Origin of the sequence: Kribbella koreensis (assembly GCF_039525325.1) — a bacterium.
Lineage (GTDB): Bacteria > Actinomycetota > Actinomycetes > Propionibacteriales > Kribbellaceae > Kribbella > Kribbella koreensis.
The window spans coordinates 478,655-497,246 of sequence record NZ_BAAAHK010000003.1; the positions used below are offsets into that span (position 1 = coordinate 478,655).

Here is an 18,592-nt window from a genome sequence, read left to right on the forward strand (position 1 = left end):
CCCGGTCCGGAGGCTGGCAGGGAAATAAGTACCAGGAGCGCCGGACAGTTTTTGTGATCGTCCTTTGCCTCAGGGTCACCGGGGGCTTCACACGGGCCGTCACACGGTGGGTTGGTGTGATCGGAGGACACCGCGAAGGGCGGTGGCGTCGCTGGGGGGCGCGGTTTCGTTTTTTCTGAGGAGCTGTGGATGAGTACGGAAGTTTCGGGGACGGCGGTTGATTTCGGGGCGATCAAGGCCAAGCAGCGGGCTGGCTGGGAGACCGGGGACTATCCCCGGGTCGGCAACACGCTGCAGATCATCGCCGAGCTGCTCGTCGAGGCGGCGGACGTGCGGGCCGGTCAGACGGTTCTCGATGTCGCTTGTGGGCAAGGGAATGTGGCGCTCGCGGCGGCCCGGCGGTTCGCTGACGCGACGGGGGTCGACTACGCGGTGAACCTGCTCGAGCAGGGGCGGGAGCGGGCGGAGGCCGAGCACCTGCCGGTGATCTTCCTGGAGGGTGACGCGGAGGAGCTGCCGGTGCCGGACTCGGCGTTCGACCTGGTGGGGAGCACGGTTGGGGTGATGTTCGCGCCGGATCATCAGCGGGCAGCGGACGAGCTGTGCCGGGTGACGAAGCCGGGCGGCAAGATCGCGCTGGCCAGCTGGACGCCGACGGGGATGATCGGGGATCTGTTCCGTACGGTCGGCAAGTGGGCGCCGCCGCCGGCCGGAGTCAAGCCGGCGACGCTGTGGGGTGACGAGGAGTACCTGAGCGGGCTGTTCGGAGATCGGGTCGAGTGGGCCGGGCTGACCAAGCGGTCGTTCGTGTTCCGGTATCACTCGCCTGAGCACTTCTCGGAGTGGTTCCGGCTGTACTACGGCCCGATCACCAAGCTGGCCGGGACGCTGTCCGAAGCCGACCTGGCAGCCTTCGCGGCTGACCTGGCCGAGGTGGCGCGCAAGTTCAACCAGGCCGAGGACGGCACGGTCGCGGCCTACGCGGAGTACCTGGAAGCAGTCGGCATCAGGCACTGAGGTGACTCTTGTGGCGCATCGGCTGGGCACTCGCCCGAGGGCGGCCGGTGCGCCACACTGAGGTTCGGGGAGGGGGTGTGCAGGGATGAGCAAGATCAGGTTGCTGGGGGCACCCGCGATCGAGCAGGCCGGTGGCGTTGTGCGTCCGCCGCGCGGGCGGAAGACCTGGGCTCTGCTTGCCTACCTCCTACTCGCCGACCGGCCGCCGAGCCGCAAGCGGTTGGCGGAGCTGCTGTTCGCTGACGCGGACGACCCGCTCGGCGCCTTGCGCTGGTCGTTGGCGGAGCTGCGGCGAGCACTGGGCGGCGGGGACGTCATCACTGGCGATCCGCTGGTGCTGACGCTCGGACTGGACACATCTGCGGACGTCCTTGTGGTCACTGAGGACTCGGCGGATCCGGCGCCGTTGCTGGACTTCAATGGTGAGCTGCTTGATGGGGTGGAGCTTCCTTCCTGCCCGGAGTTCGAGTCCTGGTTGCTGGTCGAGCGGCACCGGCTCTCTGCTGCGATCGAGGGACGACTGCGGGAGACCGCTGTGTCACTGGTGGCCGGCGGCCGAGCGGGTGACGCCATCGCCTATGCGTCAAAAGCTGTGGCACTGAATCCGCTGGAGCAGGGCAACCACGAACTCCTGGTGCGCAGCCTCGTAATCTCGGGGAACCGGACGGCCGCACTCCGGCAGATCGCCGTCTGCGAAGACCTTCTCCGGCGTGAGCTCGGATTGGAAGCGTCCGCCGCATTGCGAGAGGCGTCCGAGGTCGGGCCCGGCCGGATCGCTGGTCCGGCCCTGGGCGGACGGGCGGCAGCGGCGAGCCAGCTGGAAGCAGGTCGGGCGGCGATCGCTGCAGGGGCGGTAGATGCCGGTATCCAGTGTCTTCGGAGAGCGGTCTCTGAGGCTGAACACTGTCGCGACGACGCCTTGCGAGGTCGCGCTCTCGCGGCACTCGGCGGCGCTCTCGTGCACGCCATCCGCGGCCACGACGAGGAAGGCGCGATCGTCTTGCACGAGGCGATCCTGGTCGCCGAGCAAGCGGGTGACCGGAGTACGTCGGTGCTCGCTCATCGACAGCTCGGGTTCGTCGAAGTACAGGCTGGTCGGCGGCAGACGGCTCGCAGTTGGCTGGCTCGCGCACAGCGGCTGGCTGAGACCGATGAGGAGCACGCGGCGATTCTCGGCGTACTGGGAATGAACTCGTCGGATCAGGGCGACTATCCGGCCGCCTTCGCGCATTTGGGAGAGTCGGTCGAAACGGCCGCGCGGTGTGGGGATCGGCGGCAGCAGGCTTGGTCGTTGTCGATCATGGGCCGGGCGCGGCTGCTGCGCGCGGAGTACAGCCAGGCCGCTTCGATCGTGCAGGAGTCGCTCGACCTGGTCCGGCAGGAACGCTGGATCGCCTTCCTGCCTTGGCCGCAGGCGCTCAACGCCGAACTTGACCTGTACGCCGGTGATCTCGACGCAGCCGCCGATGGGTTCGAGCAGGCGTGGGTGCTCGGGTGCCAGCTCAACGACCCTTGCTGGGAAGGGATGGCGGGGCGCGGACTCGGGCTACTGAGCGCCGATCGTGGCGATCATGCAGGGGCGACCGAGTGGCTCGCGCAGGCGGCGAGCCGGGCGGCACGCGAACCTGATCGCTATCAATGGGTCCATGGCCATGTGCTCGATGCAGCCTGTACGACGGCGTTGGCGCGCGACGATGCCGAGCGTGCCCGGCCGTTGGTGGCGCAACTGGCTGCCCTGGCGGCACGCTGCGATATGCGAGAGCTGATGGTGCGCGCCAAGCTGCACCAGGCCCGACTCGGCGACTCGTCGGCGGCCGCTTCGGCGCGCTTGCTGAGCGCGGAGATCGACAATCCCGCCCTGACTGATCTGCTGATCCACTAGTCGAAGGTTGCGTCGAGGCGGAGTTCGCTGGAGCGGTCCGGTTCGGAGAGGACTGCTCGGATGACGTGGCGTTGGTCCCAGCGGCCGGAGGACCAGGCGAGGGCTTTGGCCAGGCCGTCGAAAGTGGCGGCGTGCGGGTTCTTGTCCTCGTCGACCCACCAGGAGACGTCGACGCCGTCGACGGTCAGCTCCTCGTGTTCCCACCAGGTGTCCGGCGCTTCGGGGACGAGCTCGCGTACGAGGTCCGGTACGTCGGCCTCGGTCCCTTCGCTGTCGATCTTGCCGTCAGCGACCTCGCCGGCCATCGGTACGTCGAGCAGATCGCTCAACCCATCCGCGGCAGCTCCGGAAGCGACCACGAAACCGCCCAGATCCCCACGCTGCAACCACATCGGCGCATCGGCGACGACCGCGTCACCGGCGTTCATCACGGTGGTGACCCCGCTGCCGTCCAGTACGCGAACGTCGTCCGGCGTCTCCCCCGGATAGGCCTCATGAAGGCCAAGCTGACTCCACAGCCGCAAGATCGCGCTCTCTTCGACCTCACGCCCGGGATCCGCGAGCCGGTCCAGCAACAGCTCGACGCCGGCTGCATCCAGGTCACTGACCACGCGGACCAGACCGACCGCGGTCCGCACCTCTGGGTCCAGCCGAGCCGTCCACTCAGGTGCGGCATCGAGGAAGCTCGCGAGGATCGGGTCGGCGGCCGGATCTGCCCGGCCCGCCAATGGCTCGCCGTCTTCGAGCAGAACGCGCTCTCTGATCCACCAGGCCGGGTAGGACAACGCGCCATGCGGGCGATCGTCCGGTCCGACGACACGCACCGTCTCGACCAGTGCGCGGCGAAGGCCGGGCGACGAGCCGAAGAGTTCGAGCACGCGCGGCCAGGCATCGTCGACGATCCAGTCCAGGTCGCGTACCGCGAGCAACTCCCCCACAGTCGCCCCGAATCGCGAGCCGTCCGGCGCCACGTCGTCGGCCCAGTCCTCGATCCCGTCGAGATCGGCCAGCGCCTCGGGCAGCTCGTCGAGCGTGACGTCGGCGGCCGAGACGGTCCCGAGCGAACTCAAGACGCCGATCGCCTGCAACGCGGGCAGTCCGAAACGCTCGACGAGCGCGTTGTCGATCGGTGCGACCTCTTCGTCGTCGAGTACTGCGGCCGCGTCGGAGCCGGCGACGACGAGCGCGTTGGCGGGGACCAGCTCGCCGGTGGCGTCTCGTAGTACGAGGTCGGACAGCCACCACAGGCCCTCGGCCTGCGAGACGTCTGCCGCGACGACGGTGAGCACGGCCTCGGCGATGACGTCGGGGTCATCGGCTTCGGCGGAGTGTTCGACGGCGGCTCGGACGGCGTTGTCCTCCAGCAGGGCGCGCGGCGACATGGACAGCGCTCCGAGGCGTTCCAGCGACGGGTGCACTGCCTCGGGGTGCACGACGCGTACGCCGTACTCGCCGAAGATCGCCAGTACGTCGGCCGTCAGCTCGTTGCCGGGCAGGAGCAGGCCGCGGACTCCGCGGACCAATCGACCGTCGGCCAGTGGGACGGGAAGGGTGCCGAGGGACTCGCGGAGCAACGGCTCGGTGACCATCGCGGAGAGCGCTCCATAGACGTTGTGCCACCACGCCGGAGACTCCGTCGCAGCAGCCGAGCCGAGCTGGTCGACGAGATCGGCGAGGTCGAGCCGACGAACACCGAGGGCGTCGAGTGCGGCCCGGTCCTGACGCGGTGCGGCGATCAGGCCGGGCACGATCGGCGCGAGCACGACATTGAAGGCATCGTCCGAGCCCTCGACGACGACGGCTTCGCGAGGTTGCAGCAAAGTGCCGTCCTCGACGGCGCGGACGAGCGGCGTGCCGGGCAGAGCCTTGAGGATCGCCTCCCGGACAGCGCGGTCCAGCGCTCCGGCGGCAAGGCCGATCGGGACCAGCGGGAGGACGTTCGCTCCGTCCTCGGCGCGGGCGCGGAGGAGTTCCGCGTAGGCCGTCGCTGCCTCCGCCACGAGGCGGTCGGTCAACGGACCGGCGGCAACGTGCCGTCGCGAGGGGTCCAGCGGAAAGGTTGCCAACAGCAACGCAGGAAGAGAGAGCGCTTCATCCGTCGGGGTCGGCGCATGCACGACACCAGGTAGTTCAGCAGCCTCCCTCGGCAGCGCCCAGAGGACTGACCAGTACGGGCGGGAGCGTTCCTCGGTGGGGCGGTCCGCGAGTAAGCGCTCTCTGTCCTCGTCACCGAGGACACCGGATGCTCGCTGGACGTGCCAGCGGGACTCGGCGTCGGTGAGGACGCGGACCGAGCCTTCGATGTCGAGTTCGATCCGTTCCAGGCCGGGCAAGGCGAGCAGCAGGGCATCGTCGGCTTCGCCGAGCAGGCGGCGTACGAGTTCGATCGCTGCTTCGTCGCGGAGCGGGAGGATTACGGCGGTGTCGTAGCCCGCGGGCGGTTCGCCTTCCGCTTCGAACGGCAGCCGCAGTACGGGCACTTGACCATCGCGCCGGCGGACCTCGGTCGCCAATCCGGGCTCACCGGTCGCGGCGACGGCGGCCGCGGTGTAGGCGCGGGAGAAACGGACGCCGCCGGTGCGCGACAGGATCACCGGCTCGTCGGTCACCGCCAGGACGGCCGAGAAGCCGACTCCGAACCGCCCGACAGCGCTGTCCGAGTCGTCCCTCTTGGCCGACGCGCGCAGGGTCGCCAGCGACTCGACACCTTCGGCGCTCAACGGCGTACCGGTGTTGGAAACGACCAGCGTCCCAGCACTCAGAGAGAACTGAACTCGCCCCGGCACACCCGCCCGGGCCGCCGCATCCGCCGCGTTCTGGGCGAGCTCGACCACCACTCGATCGAGGTATCCGCCGAGCGCCAGATCCTCCTCGGCGTTGGCATCCTCCCTGAACCGAACCGGTGCCGCCGCCCACGCAGCCAGCACGCGCTCTCTGATCCCGCCAACCCCGAACTCGTCATTCACCCGGAGGAGTATGCCGGTGGACAATCCCGTCGCAGCAGCGGGACCGGGCCACTGGGTTCGCTGGATGGAATTTCAAGAGGTGGTCAGGCGGCGGATGGTCCGGCGGTACGACGGGAGCGGCCGGTTCGACAACTGCCCGGGCGGATCGCGAAAAGGTCCCGGAAGGGCAGGGATCGCCTGCCCTTCCGGGTCACCTAGCTAGAAGTCGCAGCCCGGGTCGGGGGCGTCTTCGGAGAGCGGAGCGCCGTGCGGGAGGACGTACAGGACCTCCAGGACGACGGGCTTCTTGCCGAGGTTCAGGCCGATGTGGGTGTGGTCCGCACCGCTGGGTTCGACGAAGGCGGCGCCGGTCTTGTAGACGGTCGGCGCACAGGACGCGTCCGGGTGAGTGAGCGTGCCCTGGGCAACGAAGGCGTACAGCGTGCCGTCGTGGAAGTGCCAGCCCGTCTTGCCGCCGGGCTGAATGGTGACCTCACGCAGGATGTAGTCGGTGTCGCCGACCGTGGTCTGGCTGATGATCTTGCCGGTCACGCCCGAGCCGGGGGTGGCGTCCGCGACGGCGGGCACCAGGGCCAGGCCGGCCGCGGCGATGCCGGCCAGCGCGGTCCGGCGGATTCCCCGAGTGGCTCCACGCATGGGTGTGTTTCCTTTCTTCGCAGGGGTTGGTCACAACAGTGACAGCACAGCCGGACAGGCTGTGACAATTCATCGTGCCAGGTATCGTCGGCGCGTGATCACCGCTGGCAGTCGCTATGTCGCTTTGGGCAGTTCGTTCGCCGCCGGCCCCGGAATCAAGCCGATCGTGGACAAAGCTGCTGGGCGTTCCGGCCGGAACTACCCGCAGCTGGTGGCCGAGGCGCTGGGTCTGGAGCTGACCGACGTCACCTACTCCGGCGCGACGACGGCGCACATCCTGCGCGAACGGCAGGACGAGGCGCCGCCGCAGATCGATGCCGTCGGCCCCGATACGGCACTCGTCACGATCACGGCCGGAGGCAATGATCTGGAGTACATCGGTACCTTCATCCGGGGCAGCATGATGAACACGCTGGCCAAGCCGGCGACCCTGCTCGGCCGGCGAGTGGCCAACCGGATCCGGGCGCGGGTCAGCTACCTCAAGGAGCCGGGCGAGTACGCCGCGGTCGCCGCGTCGCTCACCGAGATCGTCAACACGGTCCGGGAACGCGCTCCCCGGAGTCGCGTCGTGCTGGTCGACTACCTGACCGTGGTCGGACCGGGTACGCGGGCGCGTCTCGACGTACCGCTGAATGAAGAGCAGTTGCCGAGCATCGTGATGATGGCGGACGGGCTGGCTGGTGCGTTCGCGACCGCCGCGGAGGCGACCGGCGCCGACCTCGTCGAGGCGTCGGCGGCCGGGCGCTCACATGCGGTGGGATCGGCGGAGCCGTGGACCACCGGCTTTCGCTTCGGCCCGGGCAGGGGTGTCCCCTACCACCCGACGGCGGCCGGCATGGCCGACGTCGCCGACCTGGTCGTCGCCAAACTCCGCTGACCTTCGGCAACTCCGCTGCCTCTGGGCCAACTCCGCTGCCGCTCGGTCAGCCCAGGGTGCAGGCGGCGCCGGTCACGCCGGGGCGACGCCCTCGGGGTGGATCTCCACTGCCTGGTAGACCGGTAGGCCGCCCGGGCCGGGGCAGACGGAGATGCGATCGACGATCTCCAGCAGGCGCTCGTCGGTGGCCATGTCGACGACCCAGTAGCCCGCCAGCACCTCCTTCGTCTCGCTGAAGGGACCGTCGGTGATGATCGGCTCGCCGTCCGGCTGCGCTTGATAGGTCCGCATCTTGTCCGGACCCTCGAGCCCGCGCGCCTCGACCAGTTCGCCGGCTGCCTGCAGCTCCCGGTTCAGCTCGTGCATGTACTCGACCATCACCTTGAGGTCGTCCTGCGACCAGGTCTTCGGCATGTCGTCCCAGCCCTGCTTGTTCGAGTGCATCAGCAGCATGTACTTCATCGGTCCCACTCCTTGTCGTCCGTCCCCGTACCGGGGTCGCTCAGCAGCTACGTCGGAACCGATCTCGCGTTCTCGACAGGGTTCTGGTCCAGACAGGTTTCCGGCCTAGAGAAGTTTCCGGGCTAGAGAAGTTTCTGGCGCGACGCCTGTACGCCGAGCTGGAACCGGGTCTGTGCTCCCAGCGTCTCCTGGAGCCGGCTGATCCGGCGAGCGATGGTTCTCTCGCTGACGCCGAACTCGCGAGCGATCGACTCGTCGGTGAGACCAGCGCTCAGATACGTGAGCAACCGTTTCGTCTCCAGCGACGGCGCTCCGACCGCGTCGCTCGTGTCGGTCCCGCTGGTGATCGGCACCGCCATCCGCCAGAACGCGTCGAACACCCCGACCAGACCGGTCAGGAACGGCGAGTGATGCACGACCATCGCCGCGGTACTCGTGATCTCGCCGGCCGTGGTCCGCGCCGAGAGCAGCGCCCAGCGGTCGTCGACGATGGTCAGATTGAGCGGCACCTGCGGAAACACCCGCGCCTGCTCGCCCGCGTCGACGCACAGCTGGACCATCCGGAGCGCGGCCGGATCCTGCAGCACCCGCGTCCCGTAGATCACCTCGTACGAGACTCCGCGCCCGAGCGCATCGAAGAGCCCGTCGACGATCTGATGATCCGGCGACGCGAGATTGCCCACGGTCATCGCCCGGACCTGCTGCTGGACGTCGACCTGCACGTGGTTGAGCACGGCCCGCGCAGTCTCGGCAGACGGCAGCAACTCGACGTACGTCTGCTGCCCGATCCCCGCGGTCCACAGGTCGGAGAGCAAGGCGGCGCTCTCGCGCGCGAGATCCGCCTCTCTCGTACGCCGCTGCGCCAGCGCCTCCATCGCGAGGTGCGGCGGTTGCGGCAACACCTTGCCATCGGCCCGCTCGATCAGCCCGATCGCGGCCAGCTCCCCCAACGGCCCTTCCACCGCCGCGCAATCGCCACCCGGGGTGAGCTCCTCGACACTCAACGCACCACGCGTCATCAGATCGAGGTAGATCGCCTCGGCCTCGGCGGAGATGCCCAATGCGCGAAGTTGGTGCATCCCTCCTGTGTATCAGTTCTTCGCGGTATAGACGTACGGAGTCGTGGTGGTGACCGCGAGGAATCCGAGTCGCTGGAGGATCGGGGAGCTGTCGTCGGAGGCGTCGACCTGGAGGTAGCGGTAGCCGAGTTCGACCGCCCGGGCGGCGCGGACGGCGACGAGTGCCTTGTAGATGCCCCTGCCCCGCCACTCGGCGAGCGTCGAGCCACCCCAGAGACCGGTGAAGTCGGTGTTCTTCTTGTAGACCGCCCAGGCTGCCGAGACGACCTCGCCGGTCGTGTCCGCTTCCGCTACGAAGATGTCGGTCAGTCCGGTGGCGTGCCGGCGTACCAGGTCGTCGGTGAGCCAGGACCAGTCCTGGTCCCAGACGGTCGACTCCATCGCGGCGATCCGCTCGAAGTCGGCCTTGTCCTCGGTACGCCGAATCGTCACGCCGTCGACCGTGTCACGACCCGACAGCCGCTCGACGATGTCGGCGCTCTCGGCGATGACGACGGTCTCGCGCTCCTCCGGCACGAACCCCGCCGCGGTCAGTCGCTCGGTCAGGTCGGCCGGCAGGTCGTGCCCGCGGGTCTTCCACTCGACGGGCTGGCCCTTCGCGGCGAAGTACTCGCGCTGGCGGGCGATCAGCGCATCCAGCTCGGCGCCGTCGAGCCCGGCGAGGGAGCGGTAGCTGACGAATCCGCGGTTCGGGTACTCGACCCGGATGACGGGTCCGTCCGTGCTCGTCGGTACGTCGGCCGACTCGGCGCCGCCGCGCAGCTGGTCGTCGTACGCCGCCAGCAGCTTCGCGGCCCGGTCCGTCTTGAGTTCAGCGTTGATTCCTTCAGTCACCCGAGGACTGTGCCACGAGACGAGGTCCACGCGTGGACACATTGCGCCAAACTGCACTCCACAGTCGCCGGCGAACCGGGCGGACCCGCAGCGCTTCCTCCGCAGTACGCCGTACTTCGTCATACCCGCTCGTAGAACACCGCACATCGTCGGCGATGATCTTGCTGTTCACGACCAGACTCAACGCTTCCATCTCTTCACGCTCCTGCTCCGGGCTCCCTGTTCGGGTGCCTTCACAACACAGGTCGGAGCCGTCGCGTGGATCTATACATTTTCTTGCTGCTCAGTTGAGAGAACGAGAATCCGGAGCAAGCCGGTCAACTGATCTTGGTCGGCCGGGGACAGCTGGTTGACCAGATCGACCTCGACCTGGGTGATGTCACCGAGGGCCTGTTGCCAGATCTTGAGCCCGGAGTCGGTGAGGGTGGCGACGACCTTGCGGCGGTCGTCGCGGTCGTGGTGGCGGGCGACGTACGTCATCCGCTCGAGCGCATCCAGCCGGTTCGTCATCGCGGCCGGGGACAGGCCGAGCTGGGTGGCCAGTCGTCCGGGCGTCGATTGGTACGGCGCTCCGCCGCGGCGCAGCATGTGGAGTGTCTTGAAGCCCCACCACTGCAGGCCGTGCTCAGCCAGTACTGCGTCGCGCCGGCGGTCGAGGTAGCGCCCGAGCGCCTGCAACCGGGTGGCGATCCCCTCCACTCGGAGGTCCATGTCCGGGAGCTCTCGGCTCCACAACTCCACGTGCGTGTCGATCGAGTCCTTCACCAGCCGAATGATTCAGCGACTGAAGCTCTGTTGTCAAACCTTTTGATGTCGAAATACTCTCCGTCGCATGACACAGATCGCGCTCTCTCCGCTCATCCGGTCCGGTCTCTGCCTGATGCGGGCAGGACGCTGGGACGACGCCACCCAACTCCTCGCGGCCGCTCGAGCGGACACCGGCGAGGAACGCCTCGCGCTGGCGGCCGCCTTGGCCGAGGTGGCGGTCGACCAGGACTTCGCTCAGCAGACCGACGACGCCGGCGCGCGTCTCGTAGTACTGGCGGAAGCGCTCTCCGAGACGCCGGATGCCTTTATTGCTTGGGATTTCGCGTTCCTGCAGCTGCGGAAGGAGTACGGCGTAGCTCTCTTGGCTACTGACCGCGACTCCGGCGCCGACCTCGCGGAGCGAGCCGCTCACCTCGCCAAAACCGCTCCCGACGACAGCCGCTCCGGCCACGCCCACTTCTATGCAGGCGTCATCGCCGACAACCTCCTGGAACAACCCGAGGCCGCCTTCGCCGCCTACACAACCGCACTCGACCTGGGCGAGCGCTCCGCCGACGACCTCCTGATCTCCCTGGCCCTCCGTCACCTGGGCGACCACGCCCACACCGCCGGCGACCTCCCGTTGGCCCGAATCCACTGGGAGCGCTCAACCGAACTCCGCCAGAAGATCGGCCACCTCCTCGGCACCCTCGCCCAGCAGACCCTCCTAGCAGTACTAGCCCGCGACGAAGGCAACCCAGCCGCCTCCAAGGCCCTAGCCACCGAGGTAAACCGCTGGTCCCACCAAGCATCCCTCCCCTGGCTCCAAGCCCAATCCGCCGCCCTCACCAACGATCAGAAGCGTTCGAGTTCGTAGAGTTTCCGGCCGGCGGAGTCGAAGACCGTGGCGTGGTCCTTGGAGTCGAAGCGGAGTTTGTAGGTGGCCTTGTTCATGCTCTGGGTCACCCGCAGGGTGTAGAGGCCGTTGCTGTCCGGTTTCTCGGACAGGGCGCAGGACATCGGTCCGCCGATGTCGAGCGGCTTGCCCTGGTCGTAGAAGACGCCGTCGCACTGACCGTCCGCGCTGAAGGATTTGTTGCCGGTACCGTCGGACGCGGTCCAGTTGCCGACGACCGTGCTCGCGTCAGCCTGGGCAGGTCCGCCGAACGCCGACGAGAGTCCCCAGACGACCAGGGCAAGCACCGCCAGCGCGAGGATGGCGTAGAACGGGTTCTGCCGGACCTTGTTGACGAACGTACTGCTGTTGTCGATCTTCAGGTTCCGGCCGACTGTGTTACCCGTCGCGATGACGCCGGAGTGCGACGGCGTGCTCGCAGAGCGCTCCGCCGCCGGCAACGCGGCTGCCAACTCGGCCGCGAAGTGCGGGTCGGCAGCAGCTGCCGCCTGCAACGCCCGTACTGCGTCCGCGCGGGCGCCCGGCGTCGCCTCGCCCGCGTCGCGCGCCTCGGCAGTGAGTCGCTGGATCGACGGATCGACACCCAACTTGGGTGCCACCACCTTCCAGACCCGTTCGCCCGCCGCGTCCAGCGCGTCGTCGGTCAACCCGTCGACGATCTTCGCCACCCGCCGCGCCTTTCCCGCCGCCCAGGCAACGAGAAAGCCAACCACTACATCCATTCCCAACCCCATCTCTCTGCTCATGAACGCCCCGGCAAGGCAGGTCGTCGGGGGACCTGCCTTGCCTCCCCCCGGGTCTCCAGGGTGAAGGGGGCGACAGGTCGGCTGGGGTGGTTGTGCGTGGGCGGCTGGTTGCGCACAGGCCGTTGCAGAACGTTATGGGACGTGCTAGTCCTTAGGCTGGTTTACGAGGGGGCCTCTATGCCGAGCGACCGATCCGCTGGATCTGCGCCGACTCCGCGACTGACACTGCGTCATCGGCTTGCCTGGCTTCTGCGGGTCAATCGCTTGCTGGGTACGCAGCAGGAGTTCACCGTACGGACCAAGTTCGCCGCTGCCTGGCCGAGTGGCCGGGATCCGCGATCGATCAACCCGTCGACCATCTACCGGTGGGAAGCCGGCGGCTCGGCGATCCCGCACTCGGCCGTTCGGCGGTACGAGGAGTTACTGGAGCTCTCCCCAGGCCGCCTGGTCGCCGCCTTCGACTACGAGATCCGGGCGAACCGGCCGGTGATCGAGTCCGCTCCGGCGCTGACCCGGGACCATCGCGTCGAGCCCCGCACCCTCGATCGGCGGCTGGACGCCTACCTGGATCGCGTCTGCGCCCCGGCCGTGATGAGTGGCTCCGACTGGGACGGCTTCACCGAACTGCTGGCGACGCGGCCGGCGGCGTACCTGCCTGGCCGCACCTGGCGGGAGATCGCCCAGCGCCTGCTCGCAGAGATGCTCGTCGCCTGTGGGCAGTCATGGCTACAGCGGTACGAAGCGGTGAACCGGCTTCTTGCTCATCCGGCGGCGCAGGGCGAACTGATCGACGCCTGCGCGGTCGCAGCGGCCGATCGCAACAACCAGGTGATGATCTCGACCGTGGCCGCGCTGGGGCATAGCAATCACCGCGACTCCATCTCCGTCCTCCTGCGCCAGTTGGCGAATCCGACCGATGATCGCGCGCTGTGGGGCACCTTGTCCGCACTCTTCGAGGCCGCCACCCTGAAGCAGCTCAACCCCGATCAACGCCATCAAGCCACCCGGACGCTGCGCGAGATCGCTGCCGCCGGTGGCCCGCTCGGGTTGATGGCGGAAGACATCCTGCAGGCGTTGTGGACGCTGGCCGGGCCGGTCGCGATCGGCTACGGCGGTCGGCAGTACGGCATCCGCGAACCTGTTTCGCTGGCGGCTCAGCGCGTCGCGCATGCGTCCGCGGCGGCCCTGCCGACTGCTCCTGAGAGCTTTACCGATGACGTGTTTCCGCAGCTGGTCGAGGAGTTGCTGTTCGACCCGTCGGAGGAGGCCCGGCTCGAAGTCTCCATGCTGATCGCCGCCAGTCCTTATCGCGCGGGGATCGCTCGAGCCCTGTCGGCGGAACTCAGGCGCGGCCGTACGCTCACGGGCGACCCTGAGCGGTCCGGCACGCTGCTGTCCGCGCTACGCATGATGGGCGGCCGCCCGGAACGCGGGCTGATCGAACGAATCGTGCTGGCCGATGGCCTGCCCGGACCGACAGTCTCCGCTGCCGCTTACGCCCTCGGCCACCTGGCCGGTCTCCCACCGAACTCCTGGTGGGACAGCGCCATCAGTAAGCACCTGGCCGACTGGCGCCGCACCAGAAGCAAGACCAGCGTCGCCGCCCTCCGCGGCCTCGCCTACAGCGCCGGCGTCACCGGAAACCAATCCCCCCTCCGCCGCCTGAAAACCGACCCCACCACCCCGTCCCCCGTCCGAGCCGCCGCCACCTGGTGGCAGAACCAACCAGCTCACATCACCGCCAGCGCCCAACTCTGAGAGCACTCAGGCTGATTCTCGGGGGACGAGGTGGGGGTCGAAGATCACGGAGGTCGGCGGGAGGGTTGGGTCTTCGATGTGGGTCAGGAGGATTCGGGCCATTTCGGCGGCCATTTCTTCTACTGGTTGGGCGACTGTGGTCAGTTGGGGGCGGGTGGAGTGGGCTGGTTCGCTGTCGTCGAAGCCGACTACGGCTACGTCGGCGGGGATGGAGCGGTGGTGGGACTGGAGGATCTTCAGGGCGCCGGTGGCCATCAGGTCGTTGGCGGCGAAGACTCCGTCGAGGTCGGGGTGGGCGGCCAGGAGTTCCAGCATTGCCTGTTCGCCGCTTTCGCGGGTGAAGTTGCCTTTGGCAACGGGGACGTAGGCCTGGCCGTGCCGGGCCATGGCGTGGCGGAAGCCGGTGAGGCGGTCTTGCGCGGCGGGGACGTCGCTGGGACCGGCGATGGTGGCTACTCGGCGGCAGCCACGGGCGACCAGGTGGTCGGCGGCCAGTGCGGCGCCGCGCTCGTGGGCTAGGTCTACATAGCTGATCGGTACGTCACGGCCGGGGCGGGCGAAGAGGACGGCTGGGATGCCGGCGTCGACGAACAGGCCGGGCAGGGTGTCGTCGGAGTGGGTGGAGACGAGCAGGGCGCCATCGGCCTTGCCCTGGCGGACGTAGGCGACCGCGTCCGCGCGAGCCGCGTCCGAGTCGGCAAGTACCAGCGTCGGGTGGACCTTCTGCGGCAGCAAACTCTTCACCACCCCAGACGTGATCCGGCCGAAGAACGGGTCGCCCAGGACCTGTTCGGCCGAGCCGTCCGAGCCGGAGATCACCAGGGCGATCGCGCCTGCCTTCCGGGTGACCAGCGACCGGGCCGCGGTGTTCGGGACGTACCCGGTGGTCCGCACCGCCGCCTCGACCTTCGACTGCATCGCGGGATCGACGGTCAGCACGCCGTTGATCACCCGCGACGCGGTGGCACGGGAGACGCCTGCCGCCTTGGCGACGTCTTCCAGAGTCGGCCGATTGCTGTTCATGGCACCGGATCGTAGCTGCGTCAAGCTCTCCCCCTCATCGAGATATCCACAGGTACGGCGGCCCGCTGCCCACAGGCCGCCGTACCCGAGCCAATCGGTCAGTTGCGATAGATCCCGAACTCGAACAACGAGTAGCCCCAGCCGGTACCACGCTGGGTCCCGGTCATCCGGACATACCGCCCGGACCCACCGGAGGCGATGCTGTCGACATCGCCGTTGCCGTCACCTGTCGCATAGACCTGACGCCAGTTGTTGCCGTCGTCGGAGGCCTCGATCCGGTACGCCCGGGCGAAGCTCGCCTCCCAGATCAGCTGGATCCGGTCGAACGACTGCACCGACCCGAGATCCACCTGCACCCACTGCGGATCCGACCAGTCACTCGCCCAGCGGGTCGTGTTGTTCCCGTCCGTCACGTTCGACGGCGGGTACGGCGCGCCGTTCCCGACCTGCTGGTACGACGAAGCCGTCGCCGGCTTGCCCCGCGCGATGTTCGTGCCCTGGACCGGCGGAGCGACCACCCGGAAGGACCTCGTCTCGATCCCGACGTTGCCCTTGCCGTCGCGGACATAGTCGTACAGCTTCCACACCCCGAGCCGCTCGGGCACCGTGACGGTGAACGGCCCGTTCCCGCTGAACGGCGTACCGACCAGAGCGCCGCTGCCGTCGATGTACTTGCCGCCGACCTTGAACTCGTGCGTCAGCGCGTCCCCGTCAGGGTCGGACACGTTCACGGTCACCGAGATCGTGCCGCCGGCCGGGACGTCCGTCGTACGGCTCAGCGTCATGTTGCTGATCACCGGAGCCGTGTTGCCACCACCGGCACCGCCGAAGGCCTGCCGCACGGCGTAGTACGAGAGCCGCTTCTCACCACCAGGCGTCAGGTTGAACCACACGGCGCCGAAGTCGTTCTCAACCCCGTAGTGGAACAGGGTGGCGCCCAGCGCGACCCCGCTGTGCCCGGTGATGCAGTTCCACGCCTGCAGATACCCGTCACGCTTCTGGATGTCAGTGGGCTCGTTCGGTACGCCGTTCGCGTCGTTCGGCACCTCCCACTCACCAGCGGGCCCGGCCTCGGTCACGATGTACGGCTTGTTGTAGCCGCCGTTGATCCAGTCCTGCTTGACCTGGCAGATGTGCCCGTACGAGTTGACCGCGAGCAGATCCAGGTCAGGCGTGTACTGCTTGAAGTACGGCCAGGCACCTGTCCACGCGTCGGTCGAGGTGACCGGGTGGTTGGGGTCGATCGCGTGGATCGCCTGCGTCGCCTCGTTCACGAAGCGCGCATACGCGATCCGCTGGTTCTCCAGCTCCGTACCGGAGAAGCAGTTCTGCATGCCGAGCACGGACTCGTTGCCGACGTTCCACATCAGCACGCCCTGGTTGTCCTTGTACTCCGTCGTCCAGCGGCGGATCTCGGCGAGCATGTTCGCCTTGTACGTCCCGTCCGTCACGTAGTTGACGCAACCGCCGCTGCCGGGTCCACCACCAGGTTGGAGCCAGTAGCCGGCGATGACTCGCATGCCGTTCGCGGCTGCCGCGTCGAAGAGCGGCTTGGAGGAGGCGTCGGTCCCCCAGGTACGCACGGTGTTGACGCCGATCGCCTTCAACGCAGGCAGTCGGGCACCGGCCTCCGAGGCGGGCGGACCCCAGGTCAGGCCCTTGACCTGCCAGGGCGCGTTGTTGACGACCAGCTGCCAGTTCCCTTGGCTACCAGAGACATGGACGGTGCCAGTGCCTTGCGGCGGACCGTTGTCCCCGCCGGTACCGAGCACCTGGAACTCGTACAGGGACATGCCGTAGCCGTTGGCGCGCTTGACGCCGTACATCCGGACGTACCGGCCACTGCCGTTGACGTTGAGGGTCTCGTTGCCGCCGGGGCCGGCGACCGTGCTGTAGATCGGGTTCCAGTCCTGGCCGTTGCCGGAGACCTCGATCCGGTACTCCTTCGCGTAGGCCGCTTCCCAGCGCAGTACGACCTGGCTGATGCTCGCGGTGGCGCCGAGGTCGACCTGGAGCCACTGGTTGTCCTGCCAGACGCTGGACCATCTGCTGTTCAGGTCGCCGTCCACTGCGGCGGTGGCCGGCGTACCGGCGCCTTCCGATGACGAGGCCGTCACCGGGCGCCCTTGGGACAGCAGGGTGGCCGCTTGCGCGGGTTGAGCCAGTAGTACGACGTTGCCGAGCAGCACAACGGCTGCTGCGACAGTGGCGGCGATCGCCGATCGGCCGCGATGGCTGCGCCGGGAGGGCTGCAGCCGCACGCGGCGGGTCGCGAAGTCCATTCGGGTACTCCTTCGCTGGAGTGCGAGAGCGGGGCGGGTGGTATCAGAGAGCGCTCTCTCGCGGTCCGATGGTTGCCCGCGTGTTAGCGCCTTGTCAACGGCTCGTCACGCTCAGGCGGTTCCGGAACCAACAAGCACTTGACAGCTGGACAGCCCCGGCAGAGGCTGTCTCAGAGAGCGCTCTCCCGCGATGTCCCACCGCGGGTTGCCTGAACTACCGCCCCCGCGGAATCCCCCGACCAGGAGGAGATCCGTGTTCACCAGAAGAAAAACAGCCCTGTCCGCAGGCGGCATCGCCGCCGTCCTGATCGCCTCGGCGCTCGCTGCCGTGGCCGGTTCCGAGGCCCAGGCCGACGATCTGGTCACCCACCACGAGTTCCAGGTCAACTGCAACGTGCACCACCGCGCCACCAACGACCCGATCGTGTTCCCGAACATGCCGGGCGCGTCCCACGAGCACAGCTTCGTCGGCAACACCACGACGAACGCGGCCACCACCCTCAACAGCCTCCAGGCGGCCGGCGCGGGTCAGACCACCTGCCTCAACCCCGACGACCTGTCGGCGTACTGGTGGCCGACGATGTTCCGCAACAACGACCCGGTGCCGCAGACCTGGCGGCAGACCATCTACTACAAGTCGGGCATCCTGCGGTACCAGGACGTCCGTCCGTTCCCGCCGGGCATCCGGTTCGTCGTCGGCAGCCCGAGCGCCACGCTGGACCAGTTCAAGAACTCCCCCGGCGCGGTCGAGGGCTTCGAGTGCGGCGACATCTCGAAGAGCTGGGACATTCCGGCGTACTGCACCCCCGGCACCCAGGTCAACGTCCGGTACCAGGCCCCGAGCTGCTGGGACGGCGTGAACCTGGACTCGGCCGACCACAAGAGCCACATGGCCTACCCGGTCAACCTGGTCTGCCCGGCCGACCACCCGGTCGCCGTACCGATGCTCGAGTTCAAGATCTCGTTCGAGGCCAGTGGTGACATGGCCGGAACCAGGTTCGCCAGCGGTCGGGGCTACACCTGGCACTACGACTTCTTCAACGCGTGGGACCCGCCCACGCTGGCTGCCCTGGTGAGCCACTGCATCAACGGTGGCCTGCAGTGCAACGGCAAGGGCTTCGACCTCTACAAGCCCGACCGCGGCCAGGTCCTCGGCGACAACTACCGCCTCCCCGGCCGCCCAACCATCCCGACCGTCTAACCCCGAAACTCCCTGCGGTGCCGGCGACTGGGGAAAGGGACCGGCGCCGCAGGGTACGGCGGGCGACTGCCCGAAGAGGCAATTGGTTGCCTTGACGCCGTACCAGGCCTTGACAGCCCTGGGGAGTGCGAGCACCGTCGAAAACATCTGAGTCTGGGGGACCCGG

At 68.2% G+C, this 18,592-nt stretch carries 15 protein-coding genes; 6 read left to right on the forward strand and 9 right to left on the reverse strand.

Annotated elements, in window-relative coordinates; translation table 11 throughout:
- Positions 1–189: 189 nt before the first annotated feature.
- Both ABD116_RS06000 and ABD116_RS06005 read left to right on the forward strand, forming a co-directional pair.
- Positions 190–1,017 carry a class I SAM-dependent methyltransferase gene (locus ABD116_RS06000; protein ID WP_343965670.1) on the forward strand — a complete coding sequence of 276 codons (828 nt, stop codon included), beginning with the start codon at positions 190–192 and terminating at the stop codon, positions 1,015–1,017.
- Between the two features lie 85 nt (positions 1,018–1,102).
- Complete coding sequence (locus ABD116_RS06005; RefSeq protein ID WP_343965672.1) at positions 1,103–2,899, forward strand: AfsR/SARP family transcriptional regulator; 1,797 nt, start codon at positions 1,103–1,105, stop codon at positions 2,897–2,899.
- Here ABD116_RS06005 and ABD116_RS06010 read toward each other — a convergent pair.
- Positions 2,896–5,865: a sacsin N-terminal ATP-binding-like domain-containing protein gene (locus ABD116_RS06010; protein ID WP_343965674.1), complete on the reverse strand. Its 2,970-nt coding sequence runs from the start codon at positions 5,863–5,865 to the stop codon at positions 2,896–2,898. The two genes, ABD116_RS06005 and ABD116_RS06010, sit on opposite strands and share 4 nt — an antisense overlap.
- Positions 5,866–6,063: 198 nt before the next feature.
- Positions 6,064–6,501, reverse strand: a complete 438-nt coding sequence (locus ABD116_RS06015; protein WP_343965676.1) for a cupin domain-containing protein — start codon at positions 6,499–6,501, stop codon at positions 6,064–6,066.
- A 94-nt stretch (positions 6,502–6,595) separates the two neighbouring features.
- Between ABD116_RS06015 and ABD116_RS06020 the strand changes: the two genes are divergently transcribed.
- Entirely contained in the window at positions 6,596–7,378 is a 783-nt protein-coding gene (locus tag ABD116_RS06020) for an SGNH/GDSL hydrolase family protein (RefSeq protein WP_343965678.1), read from the forward strand.
- Positions 7,379–7,450: 72 nt separating this feature from the next.
- Here ABD116_RS06020 and ABD116_RS06025 read toward each other — a convergent pair whose 3' ends face one another.
- The 4 genes from ABD116_RS06025 to ABD116_RS06040 form a co-directional block, all read right to left on the reverse strand.
- Entirely contained in the window at positions 7,451–7,840 is a 390-nt protein-coding gene (locus ABD116_RS06025; protein WP_343965680.1) for a YciI family protein, read from the reverse strand.
- Positions 7,841–7,962: 122 nt separating this feature from the next.
- A complete protein-coding gene (locus tag ABD116_RS06030) occupies positions 7,963–8,919 on the reverse strand; it encodes a LuxR C-terminal-related transcriptional regulator (protein WP_343965682.1) in 957 nt (318 codons plus the stop codon).
- A 12-nt stretch (positions 8,920–8,931) separates the two neighbouring features.
- A complete protein-coding gene (locus tag ABD116_RS06035) occupies positions 8,932–9,753 on the reverse strand; it encodes a GNAT family N-acetyltransferase (RefSeq protein ID WP_343965684.1) in 822 nt (273 codons plus the stop codon).
- Between the two features lie 264 nt (positions 9,754–10,017).
- Entirely contained in the window at positions 10,018–10,518 is a 501-nt protein-coding gene (locus tag ABD116_RS06040) for a MarR family winged helix-turn-helix transcriptional regulator (protein WP_343965686.1), read from the reverse strand.
- 67 nt (positions 10,519–10,585) lie between these two features.
- Between ABD116_RS06040 and ABD116_RS06045 the strand changes: the two genes are divergently transcribed.
- Positions 10,586–11,377, forward strand: coding sequence for a hypothetical protein (locus ABD116_RS06045; protein WP_343965689.1), 792 nt, complete (start codon positions 10,586–10,588; stop codon positions 11,375–11,377).
- Here ABD116_RS06045 and ABD116_RS06050 read toward each other — a convergent pair.
- Positions 11,356–12,138: a hypothetical protein gene (locus ABD116_RS06050; RefSeq protein ID WP_343965691.1), complete on the reverse strand. Its 783-nt coding sequence runs from the start codon at positions 12,136–12,138 to the stop codon at positions 11,356–11,358. The genes ABD116_RS06045 and ABD116_RS06050 overlap by 22 nt on opposite strands.
- Before the next feature lie 288 nt (positions 12,139–12,426).
- Here ABD116_RS06050 and ABD116_RS06055 point away from each other — a divergent pair, with 288 nt between their 5' ends.
- Positions 12,427–13,920 (forward strand): hypothetical protein, encoded by a 1,494-nt coding sequence (locus tag ABD116_RS06055; protein WP_343965693.1) that lies wholly within the window; start codon positions 12,427–12,429, stop codon positions 13,918–13,920.
- A gap of 6 nt (positions 13,921–13,926) precedes the next feature.
- Here the strand turns inward: ABD116_RS06055 and ABD116_RS06060 are convergent, their stop codons facing one another.
- Together ABD116_RS06060 and ABD116_RS06065 are read right to left on the reverse strand one after the other, a co-directional pair.
- Positions 13,927–14,943: a LacI family DNA-binding transcriptional regulator gene (locus tag ABD116_RS06060; RefSeq protein WP_343965695.1), complete on the reverse strand. Its 1,017-nt coding sequence runs from the start codon at positions 14,941–14,943 to the stop codon at positions 13,927–13,929.
- A gap of 98 nt (positions 14,944–15,041) precedes the next feature.
- Positions 15,042–17,225 carry a discoidin domain-containing protein gene (locus tag ABD116_RS06065; RefSeq protein WP_343965697.1) on the reverse strand — a complete coding sequence of 728 codons (2,184 nt, stop codon included), beginning with the start codon at positions 17,223–17,225 and terminating at the stop codon, positions 15,042–15,044.
- A gap of 253 nt (positions 17,226–17,478) precedes the next feature.
- On the opposite strand from ABD116_RS06065, the gene ABD116_RS06070 reads away from it, so the two are divergent.
- Positions 17,479–18,426, forward strand: coding sequence for a DUF1996 domain-containing protein (locus ABD116_RS06070; RefSeq protein ID WP_343965699.1), 948 nt, complete (start codon positions 17,479–17,481; stop codon positions 18,424–18,426).
- The last annotated feature ends 166 nt before the right edge of the window (positions 18,427–18,592 follow it).